A 21,309-nucleotide genomic window follows, 5' to 3' on the forward strand; every position below is an offset into this window, starting at 1 on the left:
GAGGTTGAACAAGCACTTAAATCCTCATCAGGTGATAACTTAATATCCGTAAAGGTGATGGTAGCCATCTGAGCCAAAAGCTAAGAAAGATGGTTGAAACTGCAAAGAATCACTAAATACCTAGTCCTTTCCCGTAGATGTTACGGTGACAGTATCGCCCCTAGTCATTTAAGACTGGTAAACTTATAGGCTAAAGCGGGGCGAAAAGGCAGTAACACCAAGAACGATGGTGAATCCTGTCTAACATCTAGTCATGGTTAGGAATACGAACTCTTGCCTGAAACGTCGTTAGAGTCACCCAGCCTACTCGTTCTATCGGCTGGAAACAAAAGTTAAAGGTCTAAAATGCCAGCAGATTTCCGTTTCTGAACTGGGAACATCCATATAGACTCGGCGTAGAAAGAGAACCTAAAGCTAGCAGCAACGGATATTAGGAACGAAGTAAACCTTATAAATCTCTTGGAAATAGGTCGATTTATCCAAGTAGTAACCAACGCAAGATTTATAAGGGAAAGATGGTGTAAAAAGCCAAAGCCTGTTTGTAATAAATAGGATATGCTGACGTACACCCGATTACATGGAATATATAGTCGCTAATAGGAGCGAATATGTTATGAACACGGTCACAAAACCGATGTATGAATGGAAGGACATCAATTGGCGTAAAGTCGAAAGATGTATCTTTAAACTCCAAAAACGAATATATAGAGCCAGTCAACAGGGCAATGTCAGAGTAGTTCACAAATTACAACGGCTACTCTTAAATAGCTGGTACGCTAAATTAATAGCAGTTCGACGAGTTACTCAAGATAATTCGGGCAAGAAAACCGCAGGAATTGACGGAGTTAAATCCCTATCTCCTAAACAAAGAATGGCACTTGCTGAAGGGTTAAAATTGGGTCACAAAAGTCAACCAACTCGTCGAGTATGGATTCCAAAAGCTGGAACAGATGAAAAACGACCATTAGGAATTCCAACAATGTATGAACGTGCTTTACAAGCAGTAGTAAAACTAATGTTAGAACCCGAATGGGAGGCAAAGTTTGAACCGAATTCTTATGGTTTCCGACCAGCACGTTCAGCCCATGATGCAATCGAAGCAATATTTAATGTAATTAGTCATAAGGCAAAATATGTCTTAGATGCTGACATTTCAAAATGCTTTGATAAAATCAATCATGATAGACTTCTGGCGAAATTAGAAACTTACCCAAAGCTAAGACGACAAATCAAAGCTTGGTTAAAGGCAGGAGTAATGGAGGGAAAATCCCTATTTCCAACCGACGAAGGTACACCACAGGGCGGTGTTCTTAGCCCTTTATTAGCCAATATAGCCTTGCACGGAATGGAAATAAAAGTTAAGCAATACGCGGAAACTTTGAAAGGGAAGAAACAAAGGAATCGAAAAGCATTATCATTAATTAGATATGCAGACGACTTTGTAATAATCCATGAAAATCTAGAGGTCATTCTAAAATGCCAGGAACTAATAAGGGACTGGTTAGCAGAAATGGGACTATAACTCAAACCTAGCAAAACTAAAATTACCCATACTCTTTATGAGTATAACGGGAATTTAGGATTCAATTTCCTTGGATTTAATATCCGACAATACCCAATCAAGGGAATACATAATAGCGGAAAAAATACCAACGGAAAAAGACTAGGTTTTAAAACCCTTATCAAACCCGCCAAAGAAAAAGTAAAACTCCACAATTATAAGATAGGTAATTTAATCCAAAAGCATAAAACGCAACCGCAAAGTGCCTTAATCAAGCAATTAAATACGGTAATAAAAGGATGGACTAATTATTACAAAACAGTAATATGTAAAGACACCTTTTATAAATGCGATAATATCACCTATCAACAACTTAGAGCGTGGAGTCATTACAGACACCCAAGAAAAAATAAGCACTGGATAGTCAGAAAATACTGGCAATCCGAAAAGACAAGAAACTGGGTGTTTAAAACAAAAGACGGATTAACCCTGAATACACACGGTGAAACTGAAAAAGTCAAATACGTCAAGGTACAGGGAGTAAGAAGTCCTTACGACGGGGATATGATCTATTGGAGTAGTCGATTAGGGAAACACCCTGAAATGCCAGCAGAAAAAGCAAATCTATTAAAGAAACAAAGAGGACGCTGTGCATATTGTGGATTACATTTCCGAGATGGAGATTTAATAGAAACCGACCACATTATCCCCAAGTTCAAGGGGGGTAAAAACTCAAAACAAAATAAGCAGTTACTCCATCGACATTGCCACGACCTGAAAACTGCACAGGATATGACGGGTACTCATGATAAGAGCCGTGTAATTGAGGAGCGGAGTGAAACTAAAGTCTCACGCTCCGTTCTGAAGACGAGTCAGGGGGGCGACCCTCTGGCTTAGTTTAATCGCGATGTGAAAGCATCTTCAGGTAAAAGAAAGAGGAAGTGTAAGACTACCTCGGTAGCAATTTCTGTTGAAGCGCCCACCACCTTTAAACCGGTTCAGTTGAGCTTGTGAAAGAGGAATCGCCCCTTCAGGTCGGCGAGGATGTCAACAGTGTATTCCTAGTAATGGCTACAGACCAATGACTCATGACTTTCTTTAACCCGGTCAACCAATTTGAATATTTCTAACGCGCACCGGTACACAAGCATGAGTCATTTGGGCCACTTGCATGGGTTCGCCTTTGCCACACATATTGGTTCCGCATTGGATTCTTTCTGACGCTGGGCCTAGGGCATCTATACTATTCCAAAAATCGGTGGTCATAGAATGATAGGTCACATTTTTTAACATCCCTACGATTTTGCCCTTTTCAATTTTCCAAAAGGCATCTCCGCCAAATTGAAAGTTACGCCGTTGCTGATCAATAGAATAACTGCCAATTCCATCAATTAAAATTCCCTCTTCGGTATCGGCTATCATCTCCTCTAAGCTGGCAGTATGACTTCCCCCATCAGGCCCCGGTTCTAATCCTAAATTGGGAATGCGTACCATAGGAATACTGCCCCAACTATCTGCATAAGCGCTTCCGTTACTGCTTTCTCGTCCTAATCGATGGGCGGTTTCTCGGTCGGTGAGATAGTCTACTAAAATACCCTCTTTAATCACATACCATTGTTGCGCTTTGACTCCTTCATCATCATAAGCGACGGTTCCTCGTCCTGCGGCTTGGGTGCGATCCGCGATAAAGTTAATCCAAGGGGCCCCATATTGCAGTTTTCCTAATTTATCGGTAGTAGCAAAGCTTGTGCCGGCAAAGTTAGCCTCATAGCCATAGACGCGATCTAATTCTGTGGGGTGCCCAACAGATTCATGAATGGTTAACCAGAGATTGGTTGGTTTGAGGATGAGGGTTGTTTGAGTAGAGGGGATTTTAGGGGCGTTTACTTTTTCGATGGCCTCAAGGGCGACTCGATCTACATTGTTTAAGAGGTCTTGCCGATTAATATGTTCATAGCCTAAATTGAGGGGATAACGTTCATAATAGCGAGTTTGGGCATCTCCATTAGCTACTGCTGTGCAACCAAAACCGGCATAACTGCGATAGATGGTTTGTGTAATCAATGATCCTTCTGTGGAGGCGAAGGTTTTTTCTTCTTGGGTAAAACTGAGAAAGGCCTCGGCTTTTTTCACGCCGCGATCACCATAGGCGAGAAGTCCATCAGTCAGGGTTAATAGCAGTTGGGCTTTTTCTTCGATGGGAATGCTAAAAGGATCAATTTCGATGGGAGTTATATAAGTATCTTGATAGGCTTCAACCGGAACTAATTTAACGGGTTGTTGTTGAGTGAGGCGGCTGGCTTTGGCAATTTCTACGGCTAAAGTGACGATGCGGCTAATTTCTTCGGGGGTTTTTCGATGTGAAGCCGCAAATCCCCAAGCCCCTTGATAAAGAACTCGCACCCCAAAACCTGAGTTAATATCATCTCTTAAGTCGGCCAGGGAGTGATCGCGGGCGCGGTAGCGTTGATTACGGTAGCTACAAAAGCGAATGTCTCCATATTCGCAGCCGGTTTGACGGATTAATTCAATGGCTAGATTGGCTAATTCTGCTGTGGTTTTTTTTGGCGGCGCTTGTACCATCTCTTTTTTTAGTCCTCACCAAGTTATTCCTTCAGTTTATCTAATTAGCTGTGCTCTATTTATCCATATTTTATTTCTTTTGTCAATACTTAATAAGACAGAGGACAGCTTTTCAGCGCTTGAATACTCCAATTTAAAACCACTAATTGAATAACAAATAAAATAATAATAAACCCAAAAATTAGCAAACTATATTTTTTAAACATTCGTATAATTAATTTTTCTATGGCTCTCACTAAAAGAGATTCCATTTCTTGGTTAGAAAGGGTTTTATCAATAATTCCCTCGATTTCTTGGTTTAAGGCTTCGCCGGCTTGATTAGTAACTTTTCTAACGTTTCTCTTAAAAAGAATTTGAAATCGTCTAAAAAAATTATTTTTTTTCATGGTGAGAGGATTTTGTTCATTTTTTTCATGATAACAAAAAACCGCGTTAATATTAAATATTTAAGCCTGCATAGGCAGGCTTTAGCTTGAGAGAATTTATGTTTAATGTTTCGGATAAATTTATTCAGAAGTAGCGGAAACTTCTACAGTAGCGTCTTGAGGTTGTGATTCAGGATTATTAATTTCGTGCCGACGTTGGCGATTTTCAGTGATTAGCCGCGAAATTTCTGTCATTAGCAGAGTAAGCACTACTCCATCGTCAATCCATCCCAGGATAGGAATAAAGTCAGGCAGAATATCAATGGGACTTATTAAATAGAGAAAAGTGCCTAAAATAATAACCCAACGATACTTAGGATTACGGACTTGACTCCGATACCAGTTATAAAAAGACTCAACAATATGGTTCATTTCTACCTATCCATACTCGTTCTATCTTTATTTTTACGAGTTTACCCTCGAGAAAACAGTAGGGATTGTTCTCTCTAAGGTTCGGTTTTCTGGGAAAATGTAAAGCGTTTAAATCCACTGACTTAAACGACTTATTGGGATTCGGGAACTTGGGGGATTTAAAATAATTACTTCGGCGAATTTGTTAAATTTTGTTACAAAAAGCCCCATTCTCCTCTATGAAGGTCAATAATATAAATAAGCACAAATACTCAATCTAATTCCCCAACTAAATCCCAAAAAAGTCTAAAGAAATTGCTCTCATGTTTGATTTAAGAGTAGGTTAATCTATTAAAAATCTTAAGAAAATTTAAATATTGCCAGCGCTTTCACCTATAAATTGCTGGTATTTAGTAAGCGCCAAACCTAGAAACTACAGGAGTTTCTGGGTTTGATATTTTTTTTTGTAAACAACACTATGCAAGCAGGAGATAACCGACTATAACTGAGATAGCTTTTGCGTTCTTTCCCCATAGCTCAATCAGTAAAAACACCCGTTTTGGGGATGAAATTGTCACAAGCTGTATCAAGAACCAATTACAGTAAGGATAAGTAGCACAATGGATACTCAACATCAACAAATAGAGAACTATCTAGAGTTTGCGAGAGAGGTAATGCAGAAGACACTGGAATTATGTCAAGCGCAACAAGCGCAAAGAGACAAAAAACTGCAATTGTGCCAGAAAAACTGAGCATTAACCGGATATTTTGCTTTGGCGAAAGCTATTTAGGGACGGGTTACCCAAATTTTCAGTCTGAACCGAAAAAATTCCTTAACTGTCAGGCAAGGGAATTACAAGTTTTGATTAGGCACTCCTGCAACAGGTAAAGGTTTGAGGGTTTGTTTGTTAACGTGATCATCTAAAATTTAAATGTGCCACACCCTGAGAGGTAAAATCTGTTCTTGAAGGTTTTCGCTATTACCCTACCGGCGGTATAGTGAAATTGAGAGCGATGAGAATTGATTGACCTAATGGAAAAGCTAATAGTATCAAATTTTTTGAATTTATCCAGGCAGGTAATACATTACAATCTCAAAAAAATAGCTTAAATTTAAATGGAAAAAATAAGCGGCAAAAACTTTTTAAAGTCGTTGCTGAATTAGAAGTTTTAAATATTAATGATTTTGCCGTGTACACTCTAGAAAACGGTGAACTGAAAAGCATCATTAATCAAGAAAACAAGTTAATCGATACTAATATTATTGACGAAGTTTCCAATAAAATTAGTGAGGAGTTTGAAAAACTTCTAGATTTAGAATTTGAGGGAGCATAATGAATGAATTTGGCAGACTGCTCTCAGCAAGTTCAAGACAAAATAATTGTTCTCAAAGATCAAATTTTACGAGTAAAACCATCAGGGTATCAAGAAGAATTAAGCCGCATTATCATTAAAAAGTAGTAAAATAAAAAACGCTCCCAAACTCCCCTCAAAACCATCATGACTAACCCCCAAACCGCCCCTTATGGATCTTGGAAATCTCCCATTACCTCAGACTTAATCGTTGCTGGAAGTATTGGACTCGGTAATGTGATCCTCGATGGAGAGGATATTTACTGGTTAGAAGCAAGACCCACCGAAGGAGGAAGAAATGTCTTAGTCAAACTCGCTTCAGATGGAACGACTAGCGATATTACCCCTCAACCCTATAATGTGCGGACCCGTGTGCATGAATACGGAGGAGGTAGTTGTATCGTTGCAGAGGGAACAGTCTATTTTTCCAATTTTGTCGACGGGAGACTCTATAAACAACTCCCCAACCGTGAACCGCAACCCCTCACCGCCGAATCAAAACGACGCTACGCAGATGCAATTGTAGACTCACAACGAAGCCGCTTAATCTGCGTTTGTGAGGATCACTCTAACTCGGACCTAGAACCCGAAAATAGTATTATCAGCATCGATATCAACACCGGTGACATAACAACTCTAGTCAGTGGAAGTGACTTTTACTCCTCACCTCGTCTAAGTCCCGACGGATTACAATTAGCTTGGTTAAGTTGGAATCATCCTAACTTACCTTGGGATGAAACTGAATTATCTATCGCCTCTGTTCAAGAAGATGGTACCCTCAAAGCAGCGAAAATTATCGCCGGCGGGGAAAATGAATCAATTTGTGAACCCAAATGGTCAGAGGAGGGGCAATTATATTTTTCCAGTGATCGCACAGGATGGTGGAATCTCTACCGCTACCATCAGTCCGGAACCATCGATACTCTATGTCCCCTCAATGCAGAATTTGCTTATCCTCATTGGGTATTTGGCATCTCTACCTATACCCTTGCCGGTGACGAGATCTACTGTACCTACACTCAAAATGGTCGGTGGTATCTGGCACAATTAAATCCCAACACCGGCAATTTAACTCCCATCGACACCCCCTGCACAGAAATAGGTTCTCTCAAATCCTACAAAAACACCCTAGTTTTTATCGGCGGTTCCCCCACCCAACCCAACGCAGTCATTAAAGTAGACTTAAACAGCAAACAAACCACCATCCTCAAACAATCTACTAACCTAGACATCGACCTAGGATATATTTCTATTCCTGAAGTGATCGCTTTCCCCACCGAAGGCGGATTAACTGCCTATGCTTGGTATTATCCCCCTACCAATAAAGATTACATCGCCCCTGACAGAGAATTACCCCCTCTACTGGTAAAAAGTCATGGAGGGCCGACCGCCTGTGCCACCGCTAATTTTAGCTTAAGAGTGCAATACTGGACCAGTCGAGGATTTGCTTACTTAGATGTCAATTATGGCGGCAGTACAGGATTTGGCCGAGAATACCGCCAACGCTTAGATAAAAACTGGGGAATTGTCGATGTGGATGACTGTATTAATGCGGCAAAATATTTAGTTCAACAAGGGAAAGCAGACGGAAAACGCCTCGCTATTTCTGGGGGAAGTGCCGGCGGTTACACCACTTTAGCCGCCTTAACATTTCGCAATGTCTTTCAAGCCGGAGCGAGTTATTATGGAGTCAGCGATTTAGAAGCGTTAGCCAAAGATACTCATAAATTTGAATCTCGCTATCTAGACCGCTTAATTGGTCAATATCCCCAAGAAAAAGACCTTTATCAACAACGATCACCTATTATGTTTACGGATCGTCTCGACTGTCCTGTGATCTTCTTTCAAGGATTAGAAGATAAAGTGGTTCCCCCTAATCAAGCTGAAATGATGGTAGCAGCGATCAAAACTAAGGGGTTACCGGTGGCATACGTTCCCTTTGAAGGAGAACAACATGGGTTCCGCCGCGCCGAAAACATCAAACGCGCTTTAGATGGAGAATTTTACTTTTATTCCCGCATTTTTGGCTTTACCCCGGCTGATTCCCTTGAACCCGTAGCCATCGAAAATTTAGCTTAAAAAACTCTCGTGGTAGAGATGTTCAACGACTACTCATAACCCATGACTACTCATCCTCGTCCCGCCACACTGGTTACTAATCAACCTCGCATCGAATTGAATCAAAATGGAGAAATTCGAGCCTTTAACCTGAGTGAAGATTATCATATTTTGGGCAGAGAGCCTCATCAACCCTCTCCCATCGGGTTATCACTCCCTCAAACTTGGACGATGGTCAGTCGAATCCAAGCTTGTTTCCGTAAAATAGGCACAGATTATTATATCTATGATGGAGATGGAGAAAGTAAGCCCAGTAGTAACGGATTATTTATTAAAAATCGGTTGATTCCCCCCAAAGAAGGCTATAAACTTGAACATGGGGACCAGATTAGCATTGGACAAAATCGACGAAAATGGGTAACCATTACTTATATTGACCCTGAAAAAGTCAACACGGGAACTCTTCCACGAACTAGGACTATTCCCTTAGCTAATCGTTCTGTGGTCATCGGTCGAGACCCTACAGCCACCTTAGAATTAGATGCACCCACCATATCTCGTCATCACGCCACCATTGATCAGGGAGACGGCGGTCGTTACACGCTGACCGACTATAGCACGAATGGTGTATTTGTTAACGATCAAAAGGTGAAGGGGTCTATTGACCTTGCAGATGGAGATAGTATTCGCATTGGACCTTATACTTTTTTATTACAAAGAGATGAATTAGTTTTAGCCGATGCCGGCGATCAAATTCGCATTGATGCTAAAAATATTTTGTTAATTAAATATAGAAAAAAACAACCGATTAGATTATTAAATAATATTTCATTAGTCATAGAACCGGGTCAATTAGTGGCTATTGTCGGCGGAAGCGGCTCAGGCAAATCTACTTTAATCAAAACTTTATTGGGTTTAGAAGCCATTAGTCAAGACAATAATCAAACTCCAATAGAAAGAGCCGTTTATTTAAATGGAGATAATATTAGACTTTATTTTAATATTTATAGAACCTTAATCGGTTATGTTCCTCAACAAGATATCGTGCATACGAATTTAACGGTTTATGAAGTGCTTTATTATGCGGCTAAATTAAGACTTCCTTCAGACCAGAATTTAAATCAACTGCTGGCCAAAACCATCGATGATGTGGAACTGTCTCAACGAAAAGATACTCTCGTTAAAGATTTAAGTGGAGGACAGTTAAAACGGGTTAGCATCGCTGTAGAATTATTAGCTGATCCGAAATTATTCTTTTTAGATGAACCCACATCGGGATTAGACCCCGGATTGGATAAAAAAATGATGCAATTGTTGCGAAGATTAGCCAATGAAGGAAGAACCGTTATCTTAGTGACTCATGCGACTAATAATATTACTCTCTGTGATCGTTTAGTATTTTTAGGCTTAGGCGGCAATCTCTGTTATTTTGGCACGCCAGATAAAGCCTTAGAATTTTTTACGATTGATAGTGGAGATTTTGCTGATATTTATATAGAATTAGATACCCCAGAAGCCGTTGCTACTGTCGAGCAAAAATATCATCAATCAGAATATTACAAAGACTATATAGAAAATCGTCTCGCGCAATCTTCCCAAAAAGAACATTTAGTTCCTCAACAAGTTAAAGCCCCCTTTAGGCGACAATTATCGGTACTAATTCAACGCTATGTTAAATTACTGGTGCGGGACCGCGTGAATTTATTATTATCCCTATTAACAGCCCCCATCGGCATTAGTTTAATGACTTTAGCCATTCGAGAACAAACACCTTTTAAAGGCGTTAGTGATGCGACTCTGGCGGGTTTAGCCTTAAAAGTTCTCTTTGTTTTTACTTGTGCCGCCATTTGGGTTGGATTAGCCAGTTCTCTACAAGAAATCGTCAAAGAAGCTGCTATTTATATGAGAGAGCGGCTAGTTAATTTAGGCTTATTAGCCTATTTAGGGTCTAAAGTTTTGAGCTTAGGAGCATTAGCTATCCTGCAAAGTGTGTTGATTACATTGGTGGTTTTAATTTGTTTTAAAGCTCCCTCGTCTCCGACTCTGCTCGTTCCTTGGCCGGTGGGAGTATTTATCACAACATTTTTAACCTTAATGGCAGCGATTAGTCTGGGTTTAATGGTATCAGCTAGTGTCAAAAATATTACCCAAGCTAATAGTGCTTTGCCGATTTTATTATTGCCTCAAATTATCTTCGCCGGTGTATTATTTAGCATGAAAGGAGTCAGTAAATTTTTGTCTTGGTTGATGATTGGTCGTTGGTCAGTGGGCGCTTATGGTACAATTATTGACCTCAATTTTCTGATTCCACCTAATCCCGAAACCACCGATGTAGGAGGCAGCTATAAGTTACCCCTAGAACGCTCTGATGTTTATGCTGTAACTTGGGATAATTTAGCGAAAAATTGGGGAATTCTCCTGCTGCATATTACCGTTTACCTGCTGATTACTTATTGGTTGCAAAAACGTAAAGATGTTTTTAAAACTTAATGACTTTCCGCAAAATTATTGCAATTTTATCATAGATAAAAAGTTCTCCCAAAATATTAAAATAAGTTAAAGAAAAATCCGAAGTCTGTAAAGATTTATAATAAAAAAAGTGTATAAAGGAAAATATATAGATACAATTTGCTAAGAAAGAATGAGGTGAGCCAAATGTATAAATCCCATCAAAAAAGCCCTTTCACATTGGCTTGCTGGCTAATCATGCTTGCCAGCGTAATCTTCTTATCGGGTTGCAATGGAGGCGACAAAACAACCACAGATAACAACAGTCCAGCACCCACAACAGCAACATCTCCCGACACAGGAACCGCATCACCTGCTACTAGCACATCCGAAGGAACAGTCGATCCCATTACCGCAGGAATGACAGGCGCAGAACGCCAAAACACTGATCCTCTAGAATTATTACAAAGTGATCAACTCAAAACCGAGTTAAAGATCACCCCAGATCAAGAAACCAAAATTAAACAGATTACCCAAGATTTTAGAGGAAAATTACAACAAATTTACGGCAATGTGAACTTAAACGGACTCCCACCAGCAGAACAGAGCAAAAAACTTGAAGAAGTTAGCGGACCCGTTCAAGAAGAAATCAATAAAACCCGTCAAGAAATAGGAAAAGTTTTAAGCCCAAATCAAGTTAAGCGCTTTAAAGAAATTACCCTACAAATTTACGGATTTGGCGTTCTCAACAGCGATCAATACGCGCAAGACTTAAAACTGACGGATGAACAGCAGAAAAAGATCGGTACCATTCGAACTCAGATGATTAGCAAAATGCGGACTAGCTGGCAAATTCCCCCCAGTGACAAGCAAGAAAAGGAAAAAGTGATTGACACCAACCGTAAGGTAATGGAAGGCATTATCAAAGAAAGCAACGATGAAGTGTTAGCGGTTCTCACTCCTGACCAAAAGAAAAGTCTAGAAAGCTTAAAAGGCGAAAAATTTGACTTTAAGCCGCCAGCACCACCTGCAAGCTAAGTGTTTAGTCAACTGTCAACCGTGAACAAACACGGTAAACTCCATTAATTCAGATGCCCATTAAATCAAAATAACTCCCTCAAACTCAGGAAAAACGGATGAATTTTCTTAATCAACAAGAGCAAATCCAAAACGGGCAAATTACTAAAACCGAACTGATAACATTGCTTCAAGCTTCTGGGTCTTTGCAACAGCAATTGTTCCGACAGGCCCGAGAAATTCGACAGCGATATCATGGCGATCAAGTTGTGGTGCGAGGCGTAATAGAAATTTCTAATTACTGCCAAAAAAACTGTAATTATTGCGCCATGAGGGCCACTAACCAAAAGTTAGAAAGATATCGTTTAGGAGTCGAACAAATTTTTGCCATCGGGACTCACATCAAAGAGGCAAATATCCCCATTATTTTTCTTCAAGGGGGTCAAGACCCGCACTGTGATCCCATTTTAGAAGAAGTCATTCCCCGGCTGAAAAAAGAATTGAACTTAAGCGTTCTTTTATGCTTAGGAGAAAAACCGCGAGAAGCCTATCAAAAATTTGCTGAATTGGGGGCAGATTCTTATATTCTTAAGTTTGAAACTTCCTCCCCTAGTCTCTACAAAAATATAGCCCATACCCCTTTACTGAGAAGATTACAATGTATTCGCACTCTACAGGAAAGCGGCTTTAAAGTGGGTACAGGTAATATTGTCGGTTTACCCAATCAAACTATAGATTCTTTAGCCGAGGATATCTTACTAGCACTGGAAATACAGCCCGATTTTGTTAGCTCATCTCCGTTTATTCCTAATCAGGATACGCCCTTGGAAAATTTGCCCTATGGAGATATCAATCTCACCCTTAACACAATGGCACTCTATAGAATTTTGTTACCTTCCTGTCTAATTCCTACAGTGAGTGCTTTAGAAAAAATTCAAAAAGGGGGTCAATTAATGGGGTTAAATGCAGGGGCTAATGTCCTGACGATTAACTTTACGCCTGCCCAATGTCGCGACAAATATGCGATTTACTCTAAACAGCGATTTGTGGTGAGTTTAGAACACGCCCAACAAACCATAAAACAGGCAGGATTAAGTTCTAACTCTTTTAAATCGCCAGTTTTAATGAGTGGAGGAACTCCTTAAACAAGGCGTTAATCATTAACCATGAATAATCAATAATAAACCGGATGAGAATCATCACAACAAGGAGAGAAACCCAAGCAATTATCTTAGCCATATTGGCAATTTTAGCCGCTATCTTAGTGATAGTTTTCTTCACGAAAAGCTCACCCAATAGCCAAGAACATAAATCGGCGGGGGGGGAATGGCTTGAGATTACTACCCCTATGTCTTTAATTCACATAGGGAGTAATGACTCTTTTGCTATTACTGAAGAAGGAAACCGAGCCGCTAAACTGGTTTATGATGCAGTCGCCCATAAAAACCTCGATTCTGCTAAAGCCGCCAGTGAACTCTATACTCAATTAATTCCTAAAGAAAATTATGGCGGAGAATACAGCACCTTACAATGGTTTTGTGATTACTTTTTAGCCTCTGAATCCCAAAAAAAAGAATTTTTAAAAGACAAATATGTGTCCAGTTTTTTTGAATTCTTTTCGGCTAATGATTTTACCAACTTAAAAGATTATTTAACCCTAAAATATCACTTGAACAAATTAGAGGAGCAATTTACCCAAGCCGATCAAGAAAGAAAAGCCCTGTTAGAAGACACTATTCTTTTTAATAATCCGAGAAGGGAAGAATGGGAAAAAACTAGCAAAATGATGACTTTTTTTCCGATCAAAGCCGGAGATAAAATTGCTGATGTTGGCAGTGGCCCAGGGTATTTTACCTTTAAATTTGCCGAAATTGTTGGGGATAAAGGGCGTGTTTTTGCTATTGATACTGTGGAAAAACATTTGGATTATGTTAACCACGTCAGTCAAAAATATGGCATAAAAAATGTTGAAACGGTCTTGACCCAAGGAGATACTCTTGGCGTTGGAGAAAATCAAATAGATGTGGCATTTTTATGTTCTTTGTATCACAATATTTACGGGATGGATAAAGAGGATGACCGACATCGCTTTATTGATAATATTAAAAAATCCCTGAAAAAAGACGGGACTTTAATTATTGTTGATAATGCGGTAGTGGAACGGGGAAAACTTCCTTATCATGGTCCTTATATTGCCAAACAATTAATTATTGGACAGCTTAAGTATTACGGTTTTCGCTTTGTTAAAGATTTCGCTTCTGTGCCTCAAAGATATGTTTTAATCTTCAAAAAAATGTGATGGAGGATTTAAGAATTATTGGAATTTTTGCGGGCCTTGGCTCGGCGGCTTCGTGGGCAATGGGTTCTATCCTATTTAAGCGGCTGGGTGAGCGAATTTCCCCTTTAGCCATGACCTTTGCCAAAGGAAGTCTCAGTATTATTTTACTCGCTTTAGCTTTGGCTTTTATCGGTTATGAAAGCATCGAAGAACAATCCTTATTGCTGTTAATTTTAAGTGGATTATTAGGCATTGCTGTCAGTGATACCTTATTTTTTGAAGCCCTACAAGATTTAGAAGCACATTCTTTAGTTTTATTGATGACTTTTGGACAGGTTTTCACGGTTGTCTTAGCGGTGCTATTTCTGGGAGAGCAACCCTCCCGAGTACAATGGGCGGGGATTTTTTTAATTGTGTTAGGAATTACGGTGGTTTTAATTTCAAAAATTACAGGAGAAGAAAAAGCTTCTCGATTAAAAGGCATGATTTTGGGTTTGTTAGCTGTAATTTGTATGTCGGTATCTTTGATTATTATTAAGGATAGTTTAGACTCGGTTTCTGCTTTGAGCGCGACTTTTATCCGCATGATTTCAGGAACTACCGGCATCCTGTTTTTAGGCGTGATCACGAATAAGTTGGGGCGTTGGATGCTGCCGTTTTCTGATGTCAAATTAGGCGGCTTGTTTGTTGTCTCTGTCTGTGTGGTAACCTTTGGCGGGTTTTGGTTGTCTATCGTGGCTTTTAAGTATCTTGATGTGGCGATAGCTAATACCTTAATTTCTACGGAACCTTTATTTGTTTTGCCTTTAGCCGCTATTTTTGCTCAAGAAAAAGTGACTTTAAAAGCGGTAGTGGGAACGGCGATTACCACTACTGGAATTATCTTACTTTGCCGGGGGTAAAAAGTTAAATAAACTTTATATTTTTAAATTGGTACAAGTTTATTTAGTAGAATTTTAAGATTAAAACTTGTTTGAGATAGTTTTAGTGTAATAAGTCAATTAGCTACGGGATTTTTATCCACTAATTCTAGAGAGGAATTCGGAAAATGATTCAAGTTATAGAGCGCAATAATAAGCAAACACAACGGTTAATGGAGAGGGCAAAAGAAAGAATAGAAGATTTTAAGCGGCTTCAGACAGCCGGATTAATTTGTAAGAGTGGGGATTTTTTTCCGTCGGTTCATTATCCGCCTATTACCATGTATGCTCCTACCACCGAAGAGGAGTTATTTAGGACTTATACTAGCCCTAGTGATGGATTATTTGATGTTTATGTTCATATACCTTTCTGTCGTCGCCATTGCACTTTCTGCCATTATCCGGTGATGTTGGGAGAACAAACTGCTGAGAAAGATCATTATCTTCAAGCATTAGAAAAAGAAATGGATATTTATATGAAGCGTCTCGGCGGGGATAAAATTCGAGCGAGATCGATTTTGATCGGAGGAGGTACGCCCACTTATTTGAGTTTGGCGCAAATGAGACGCTTTTTAGATTTTTTTGTGGAACGGGTTGATCTGTCCACTTGTAAGCAATTTAATTATGATGTTGATCCGGTCACTTTGATCGGTTCTGAAGGGATAGAAAGGCTAAAAATGATGCGCTCTTATGGCGTTGATCGTGTCACCATTGGCATACAATCTTTTAATGAGTCGGTACTCAAAAAAATGGGGCGGCATCATGGGGCAAAAGAAGCGATAGAATCGATCCGAAATTGTCAAGATTTAGGGTTTCAGGTAAATATTGAATTTATTTTTGGCTATTGGGGGCAAACTCTAGAAAACTGGATCGAGGTAATCGAAGAAGCGGTTTCTTTAGACACCGAAGAGATACAGTTATATCGACTGAAAGTAGAAGCTTATGGAGATTATCAGGGCGCGATTAAAAAAGTCCGAGAAATTCGCCCGCAAGAAATCCCAACTGTTGAAGAAACTTTGATGATGAAACAGGTAGCCATCGATATTCTTAATGAACATGGTTATTATGAAAATCTGCGGCGAGTCTTTAGCAAAAAGCCTGAACATTACTCTCATTATGCTGATAATCAATGCTGTGGATTGTTGGATCAAATTGGCTTAGGATTAACGGCTTTTAGTAGTCTTCGAGACAGGTTTGTGCTAAATACTCAAAATATGGATGAATATTATGCTCTCATTGAGTCCGGCAAATTACCTCTGAACCGAGGGATAGTCAGAAGTTCCGAAGAACAAATGAGATGGGCGGTAGTTCTTCCTCTAAAAAATCGCCGGGTATGGAAGAGTTATTTTAAACAAATTACTGGGGCTGATCTTAATGAGGTGTTCGGGGAAAAAATTAAGCAATTAAAAACTTTTGGTTTACTGTTTGAAAATGAGGAGAAAATTGAATTGACGAAATTAGGGGCTTTTTTTGCTGATGAAGTCGCCCAACAATTTCATCATCCTGACTATGTTCCTTTTCCTCAAGATGCTTATTTTCAAGGGGCATTATATCCCTATAGAAGTTGTGTGTGACATCCTCCCGACGCTCATCGCAAGCGATAGAGCGCGGGCTTCCCAACCTCACGATTGGGCATTTCTAGTTACTTCCTTTTACGGTTTTACGCCACTTATCTAGTAGTTGCTGGTACAAACGAAATGTATATTTCTCCCAACAGTGTTACTCCGACAGCCCGACTGCATAGACGTTTGGCTTCCCCAGAGTCCCTGGGTACTGGCTACCATTTTTTGGAAGACTTTGACCTAATTACGGTCAAGTTTTTACCCAAGCACCGAAAGTCAACCGATGACTTTATTTCTTGCTTGGAACCCCATAACTTGAATTGTCAAGGTACTGTACCGTCGCCAGAGTTTGGAGGTTCCAGCTTTCGCCTACCTTTCACTCGCAGTTGTGTTTAATTAAGTCGGGTGCGTTACGCTATGCTAACACACCCTACAGCAGCTACAGTCGCCAAAAGGGTTGTTTTAGCTGACACCGGAGACTTCTAACTCTTCTTGAGATTGAGGAATACTCACCCTAGGTAAACGATGCTTAAACCCGCAAAGAATTTCCCAAGAAATGGTTCCTAATTTATCGGCCCACTCATCAGCCGTAATTTCTTGGTCTTGATCTTTACCAATTAAAGTCACCACTTCGCCGGCTTGTAAATCGGGAATATTACTCACATCTAACATTAATTGATCCATTGTAATGGCCCCAATTTGAGAAATGCGTTGTCCCCGGACCAAAACCTCTAAACGGTTAGATAAATTCCGTTGCACACCATCTGCATAACCAATACCCACCACCGCTATGCGTAACGGGCGATCGCTGATAAACTGATAGCCGTAACTTACCCCTGTACCGGCGGGGATGGTTTTTACCTGAGTGACTCGCGCTTTGACTTGTAAAACCGGTTTGAGGTCCACGCTTTCCCGCAGATGAGGAGCCGGATACAATCCATATAATCCTAATCCTACTCTGACTAAATCATAATGGAGAGACGGATCAGTTAAGGTAGCGGCTGAATTGGCAAAATGAAGACGAGGGGGAGTAATACCATTAGCTTTAATTTCAGCAATAGCCGCTTCAAAACGTTGATGTTGTAGCCGCATGACAGTGGGATCTGGGTCATCGGCCGTTGCTAAATGGGAATAGATACTGGCAATTTTTAGATAGGGTAATTGCTGCACTAACTGCACAAAAGCGGCGGCTTCGGTCCAAATAGTCCCTAAGCGAGACATCCCTGTATCGAGTTTAAGATGAACCGGCAGGCTTTGATCGAGTTTAGTCAGGGTTTCTGAAAAGACTAACGCTTGTTGAGGGTTACACAGAGTGGGTTGTAACTTCCACTGGGCAATAGTGGCAATTTCAGCAGGGGTATTAATTGCCCCTAAAATGAGTATTGGTGCAGCAATGCCGGCTTCTCTAAGTTCAATACCTTCCCCTAACGTTGCAATGGCTAACCAAGTTGCTCCGGCTTGTAGGGCAGTTTGAGCAACCCGTACTGCCCCATGACCGTAGGCATCTGCTTTAACTACGGCCATTAATGCCGTTGAAGGTGATAAAATTTGCTTTATGGAGCGGATATTATGAGCTAGGGCATGGTGATCGATTTCTATCCAAGCCCGGTGACGGATAATTTCTGATAAACTGGGGGTATAACGCCCAACGGTCAGACCATTAGGGGTTGTTTGTCGACTCAGCATTGCTGACTTCTCCTCACAAATGCAAGCCTAAAGCTTTGATCTTACAAGCATTTTAAGTTTAAGATAGGTCTAAATTAACAGATGTTCCTAAAAAGTCAACAGCAAAGTTGTATATTTTTGCGTGATGGGGCAGACATAAGGGGTTATCTGTGCTACCATCTGGGATAAATTAAATTCAATCTCGATACCTATGGGCAAGGTACTGGTGTTAAACGCCTCCTATGAGCCGCTCAATATTACCAGTTGGAAGAGGGCGGTTGTATTGTTACTCAAAGGTAAGGCTGAGCAACTTGAACACAATGGTCGACTTCTCTATAGTGGTCTTCCTCTCCCGACAGTTATCCGATTACGGCATTATGTTAAAGTTCCTTATAAGGAGATTCCTTTAACCCGCCGAAATATTCTCGAACGAGACCGACATACTTGTCAATACTGTAGTTACAAAGGTGAGCAATTAACGTTAGATCATGTGATTCCCCGTTCTCGCGGTGGAGGGGAAACTTGGGAAAATCTGGTTACCGCTTGTGTGCGCTGCAATGTGAAAAAAGGTAACCGAACCCCTAAAGAAGCTAATATGACTCTTTTGTCTCAACCTCGTAAACCCTACAGTAGTTTGTATTTTGAACTGATTAAGCATACTCGCGGTGAGTCTAACCAGGAGTGGAGAAAGTATGTGATCGGTATTTCATCTGAGTGAAATAATAGCATAGCATATTAAGGGCCAAGAACAAGCAATTTTTTGGCGGTGCTTTATGGCCTATAGGTTTTTTTGTGGGTTGGCGGCTACGGTAAAATTAACCCTATAGGTTTTGTGGCGGCTCTAGTTGAGTGGGTTTTTCCCTGAGAATTAAGCAAATATCGGTTAAAAAAGAGGCTAGAAAAAAATACGGGAAAAAGTTTCAAAAGTTTAAGCTATTTGACCCACCCCACCGAGATTGATCTAGACTAATGTTGGTTCTTACCCCTTGTTCGTGTAATTATCTAGTACCAGCGCCGCCACAAATTTTTAGTACAACCTTTATGAAAACACCAAAAAAATTAACATTAGGGATCAGCCTTTTATGCTTAGGTAGTTTAACCGCCATAACTCAGCCGCTATCGGCTCAAAGCGGGAACACTAATCTAGACAATTTACCCGATAACTCTCAGCAGATGAGAATATGGGGTTGTAGCAAGGGAGAGAGTAGCATCGAAGTTGAAGCCAAAGATGTCAATATTTGGAAAGACATGATCGAGGGGGGAGGATGGCAATGTAATGAGCAAATAGAACCCATTGCTCAGAGTGACGTAATGTTATCTTGTGATCCTTATGATGTGATTGGAAACTTAACCCTCGTTTGGCTCAACGGTGAACAGGGAAAACAGCAACTACAAGCTTGGATGAAACAGTTAAGCGAACAACCCGGTATGATTTGCCGCATCAGCGATGAGGGCGCTTGGGGAGGCTTAGAGAATAAATAAACCTATACAGTCTGTGGAGAGTGAGGAGATAAAAAAATAGGGGGTCATCTCCCCCCTATCTACACCTCAATTATTCCCTAGCTAACTTGAACTTTAACAAGTTTCTATTTTTCTACATCTGTCTTAGGTAAGACTATGTTGAAAATTCCCTCTTTATATTCGCCAGTGACTTGGGTATTTTCTACAGATGCGGGTAAAGAAATGACTCTTTGAAACTTCCCATAGCGTAATTCGCTTTTAGCGCCTCCATTTTCTGAGGTTTTGCTTTCTTGCTTGCGTTATCCGCTAATAGCGACAGTTTTCTGACTGACTTGAATATCTAAATCTTCCGCTTTCATGCCAGGAATTTCTAGTTTAAGATGAAAGGCTTCCTATTGATCGCGTTTTCTCCTCCTATCTTTAACCCGGCTCTCTCATCTCCCCTATTAATGAAATTTCTCATAGCCATAAGGTAGGGTAACAATAAAAGTCGTCCCTAGGTTAATTTGACTTTCACAAGCGATGGTTCCGCCGTGAAGCTCTACACATTGTTTAACAATGGATAATCCTAATCCTGTCCCCCGAATTTTTTCTACATTATCGCCTCGCACAAAAGCCTCAAACAATTTTTGTTGCTTTTCAAGCGGAATGCCTATGCCGGGATCTTTGATTTGACAAATAACTTGATGCTCTTGATAAATTAATTTACAAGAAATTATCCCGCCATCTGGAGAATATTTAATGGCATTATCAAGTAAATTAGAAAAAATATGGTATAATAAATTTTTATCCATGTAAACTTTGAAATCTGAGTTAAACAATTTAAAATGATCTGTCTTCGAGTCAGTGACACTCATAAATTCAATTTGATGCCGACTGCCTGAAGCCATCTGAAATTGCTCCACTAATTCTTGACAAAATTGGTCTAAGTTAAAAAAGGAAGGATGAAAGGTTAATTTTCCTTCTTCGGCCTGATTAATAATCACAATATCATTTAATAATTGGGTCATCCTCTTCACTCCTGAGTGCATCAACTGAAGAATTCTTTCCTGCTTGTCTCTAGAAAGCTTGTGATAATGATTTTGTAAAAGTTGGGCACTGGCAGAAATAGCACTTAAAGGACTACGTAAATCATGGGAAGCCATAGAAAGAAAGCGGCTTTTAAAGGCATTGAGGTGCTGTAATTGCTCATTAGCCGCTTTTAATTCCAGGGTTAAGCGACGTGATCGCAATAAGGCTTTTAGCCGCCCTAAGAGTTCTACCTTTTCAATGGGAATAACGAGCGCTTCATCCACTTGAGCCGGTAACACATCGTTAATAATTTTCATCTGAGGACGGGAAATTAACAGCACAAAAGGCAGAAAAACCGGTTCAGATGCCTCTCGTCGCGCCTGTAACTGGCATTGATAACGTTTTAAAGCTAATCCATCTACAATACATAAATCAAAGTCTTGACTCAGGCTTTTCTCATTGACAAAAAACAAGAGAGAATATTCAGTTTTTAATAAATCTGTCAGTAAACGACGATTTTCGCTTTGAGACACCATCAGCAAAATATGATCCTTGACCTCAACCATTAGCTCGCCCTACTTTAATCTAACCTGTCAGTTGGCAACAGATAAATTCTGTAAATCCTGTGAAAAAAATTAACCATTGCTTTTAAATCGAGAATACTAGAGGAGAGTGT

The 21,309-nt window shown here is 40.1% G+C and carries 17 protein-coding genes and 2 pseudogenes; 13 read left to right on the plus strand and 6 right to left on the minus strand.

Going from position 1 to position 21,309, the window contains the following annotated elements; genetic code table 11:
* The first annotated feature begins 613 nt into the window (after positions 1 to 613).
* Positions 614 to 2,398 (plus strand): annotated as a pseudogene (ltrA, locus tag CYAN7822_RS01205) (group II intron reverse transcriptase/maturase).
* 210 nt (positions 2,399 to 2,608) lie between these two features.
* Here ltrA and CYAN7822_RS01210 read toward each other — a convergent pair.
* From CYAN7822_RS01210 to CYAN7822_RS01220, 3 genes are all read right to left on the minus strand, one after another.
* Positions 2,609 to 4,084, minus strand: coding sequence for a TldD/PmbA family protein (locus tag CYAN7822_RS01210; RefSeq protein WP_013320410.1), 1,476 nt, complete (start codon positions 4,082 to 4,084; stop codon positions 2,609 to 2,611).
* A gap of 89 nt (positions 4,085 to 4,173) precedes the next feature.
* Positions 4,174 to 4,470 (minus strand): hypothetical protein, encoded by a 297-nt coding sequence (locus tag CYAN7822_RS01215; protein ID WP_013320411.1) that lies wholly within the window; start codon positions 4,468 to 4,470, stop codon positions 4,174 to 4,176.
* A gap of 120 nt (positions 4,471 to 4,590) precedes the next feature.
* Complete coding sequence (locus tag CYAN7822_RS01220) at positions 4,591 to 4,881, minus strand: YkvA family protein (RefSeq protein WP_013320412.1); 291 nt, start codon at positions 4,879 to 4,881, stop codon at positions 4,591 to 4,593.
* Between the two features lie 599 nt (positions 4,882 to 5,480).
* Here CYAN7822_RS01220 and CYAN7822_RS40090 point away from each other — a divergent pair.
* From CYAN7822_RS40090 to CYAN7822_RS01255, 10 genes are all read left to right on the plus strand, one after another.
* The gene (locus CYAN7822_RS40090; RefSeq protein ID WP_013320413.1) at positions 5,481 to 5,612 is read left to right on the plus strand and encodes a hypothetical protein; all 132 of its coding nucleotides are present in this window, start codon (positions 5,481 to 5,483) and stop codon (positions 5,610 to 5,612) included.
* Positions 5,613 to 6,051: 439 nt separating this feature from the next.
* On the plus strand, positions 6,052 to 6,195 hold the full coding sequence (locus tag CYAN7822_RS37365; RefSeq protein ID WP_157871760.1) for a hypothetical protein: 144 nt from the start codon (positions 6,052 to 6,054) through the stop codon (positions 6,193 to 6,195).
* A 3-nt stretch (positions 6,196 to 6,198) separates the two neighbouring features.
* Complete coding sequence (locus CYAN7822_RS40095) at positions 6,199 to 6,321, plus strand: hypothetical protein (RefSeq protein WP_013320414.1); 123 nt, start codon at positions 6,199 to 6,201, stop codon at positions 6,319 to 6,321.
* 39 nt (positions 6,322 to 6,360) lie between these two features.
* Complete coding sequence (locus tag CYAN7822_RS01225) at positions 6,361 to 8,292, plus strand: S9 family peptidase (protein ID WP_013320415.1); 1,932 nt, start codon at positions 6,361 to 6,363, stop codon at positions 8,290 to 8,292.
* Between the two features lie 42 nt (positions 8,293 to 8,334).
* Positions 8,335 to 10,761, plus strand: coding sequence for an FHA domain-containing protein (locus CYAN7822_RS01230; RefSeq protein ID WP_013320416.1), 2,427 nt, complete (start codon positions 8,335 to 8,337; stop codon positions 10,759 to 10,761).
* Positions 10,762 to 10,977: 216 nt separating this feature from the next.
* Entirely contained in the window at positions 10,978 to 11,757 is a 780-nt protein-coding gene (locus tag CYAN7822_RS01235; RefSeq protein ID WP_041933089.1) for a hypothetical protein, read from the plus strand.
* Between the two features lie 98 nt (positions 11,758 to 11,855).
* Positions 11,856 to 12,881: a [FeFe] hydrogenase H-cluster radical SAM maturase HydE gene (gene hydE, locus CYAN7822_RS01240; protein ID WP_013320418.1), complete on the plus strand. Its 1,026-nt coding sequence runs from the start codon at positions 11,856 to 11,858 to the stop codon at positions 12,879 to 12,881.
* Between the two features lie 44 nt (positions 12,882 to 12,925).
* Positions 12,926 to 14,035 carry a class I SAM-dependent methyltransferase gene (locus CYAN7822_RS01245; protein ID WP_013320419.1) on the plus strand — a complete coding sequence of 370 codons (1,110 nt, stop codon included), beginning with the start codon at positions 12,926 to 12,928 and terminating at the stop codon, positions 14,033 to 14,035.
* Complete coding sequence (locus tag CYAN7822_RS01250; protein WP_013320420.1) at positions 14,035 to 14,916, plus strand: DMT family transporter; 882 nt, start codon at positions 14,035 to 14,037, stop codon at positions 14,914 to 14,916. Before CYAN7822_RS01245 ends, CYAN7822_RS01250 begins: the two co-directional genes overlap by 1 nt.
* A gap of 146 nt (positions 14,917 to 15,062) precedes the next feature.
* The gene (locus CYAN7822_RS01255) at positions 15,063 to 16,508 is read left to right on the plus strand and encodes a coproporphyrinogen-III oxidase family protein (protein ID WP_013320421.1); all 1,446 of its coding nucleotides are present in this window, start codon (positions 15,063 to 15,065) and stop codon (positions 16,506 to 16,508) included.
* A gap of 450 nt (positions 16,509 to 16,958) precedes the next feature.
* On the opposite strand, the gene alr is transcribed toward CYAN7822_RS01255, so the two are convergent.
* Positions 16,959 to 18,182, minus strand: a complete 1,224-nt coding sequence (gene alr, locus CYAN7822_RS01260) for an alanine racemase (protein WP_013320422.1) — start codon at positions 18,180 to 18,182, stop codon at positions 16,959 to 16,961.
* Between the two features lie 190 nt (positions 18,183 to 18,372).
* Here alr and CYAN7822_RS01265 point away from each other — a divergent pair, with 190 nt between their 5' ends.
* Both CYAN7822_RS01265 and CYAN7822_RS01270 read left to right on the plus strand, forming a co-directional pair.
* Entirely contained in the window at positions 18,373 to 18,879 is a 507-nt protein-coding gene (locus CYAN7822_RS01265) for an HNH endonuclease (RefSeq protein WP_013320423.1), read from the plus strand.
* A 323-nt stretch (positions 18,880 to 19,202) separates the two neighbouring features.
* A complete protein-coding gene (locus CYAN7822_RS01270) occupies positions 19,203 to 19,643 on the plus strand; it encodes a hypothetical protein (protein WP_013320424.1) in 441 nt (146 codons plus the stop codon).
* Positions 19,644 to 19,747: 104 nt separating this feature from the next.
* On the opposite strand, the pseudogene CYAN7822_RS35455 reads toward CYAN7822_RS01270, so the two are convergent.
* Positions 19,748 to 20,002: pseudogene (locus CYAN7822_RS35455) on the minus strand (Hsp20/alpha crystallin family protein); the annotation flags it as partial.
* A 66-nt stretch (positions 20,003 to 20,068) separates the two neighbouring features.
* A complete protein-coding gene (locus CYAN7822_RS01275; protein ID WP_013320425.1) occupies positions 20,069 to 21,199 on the minus strand; it encodes an ATP-binding response regulator in 1,131 nt (376 codons plus the stop codon).
* Positions 21,200 to 21,309 lie beyond the last annotated feature (110 nt).

It is taken from the genome of Gloeothece verrucosa PCC 7822 (assembly GCF_000147335.1).
GTDB classification, from domain to species: domain Bacteria; phylum Cyanobacteriota; class Cyanobacteriia; order Cyanobacteriales; family Microcystaceae; genus Gloeothece; species Gloeothece verrucosa.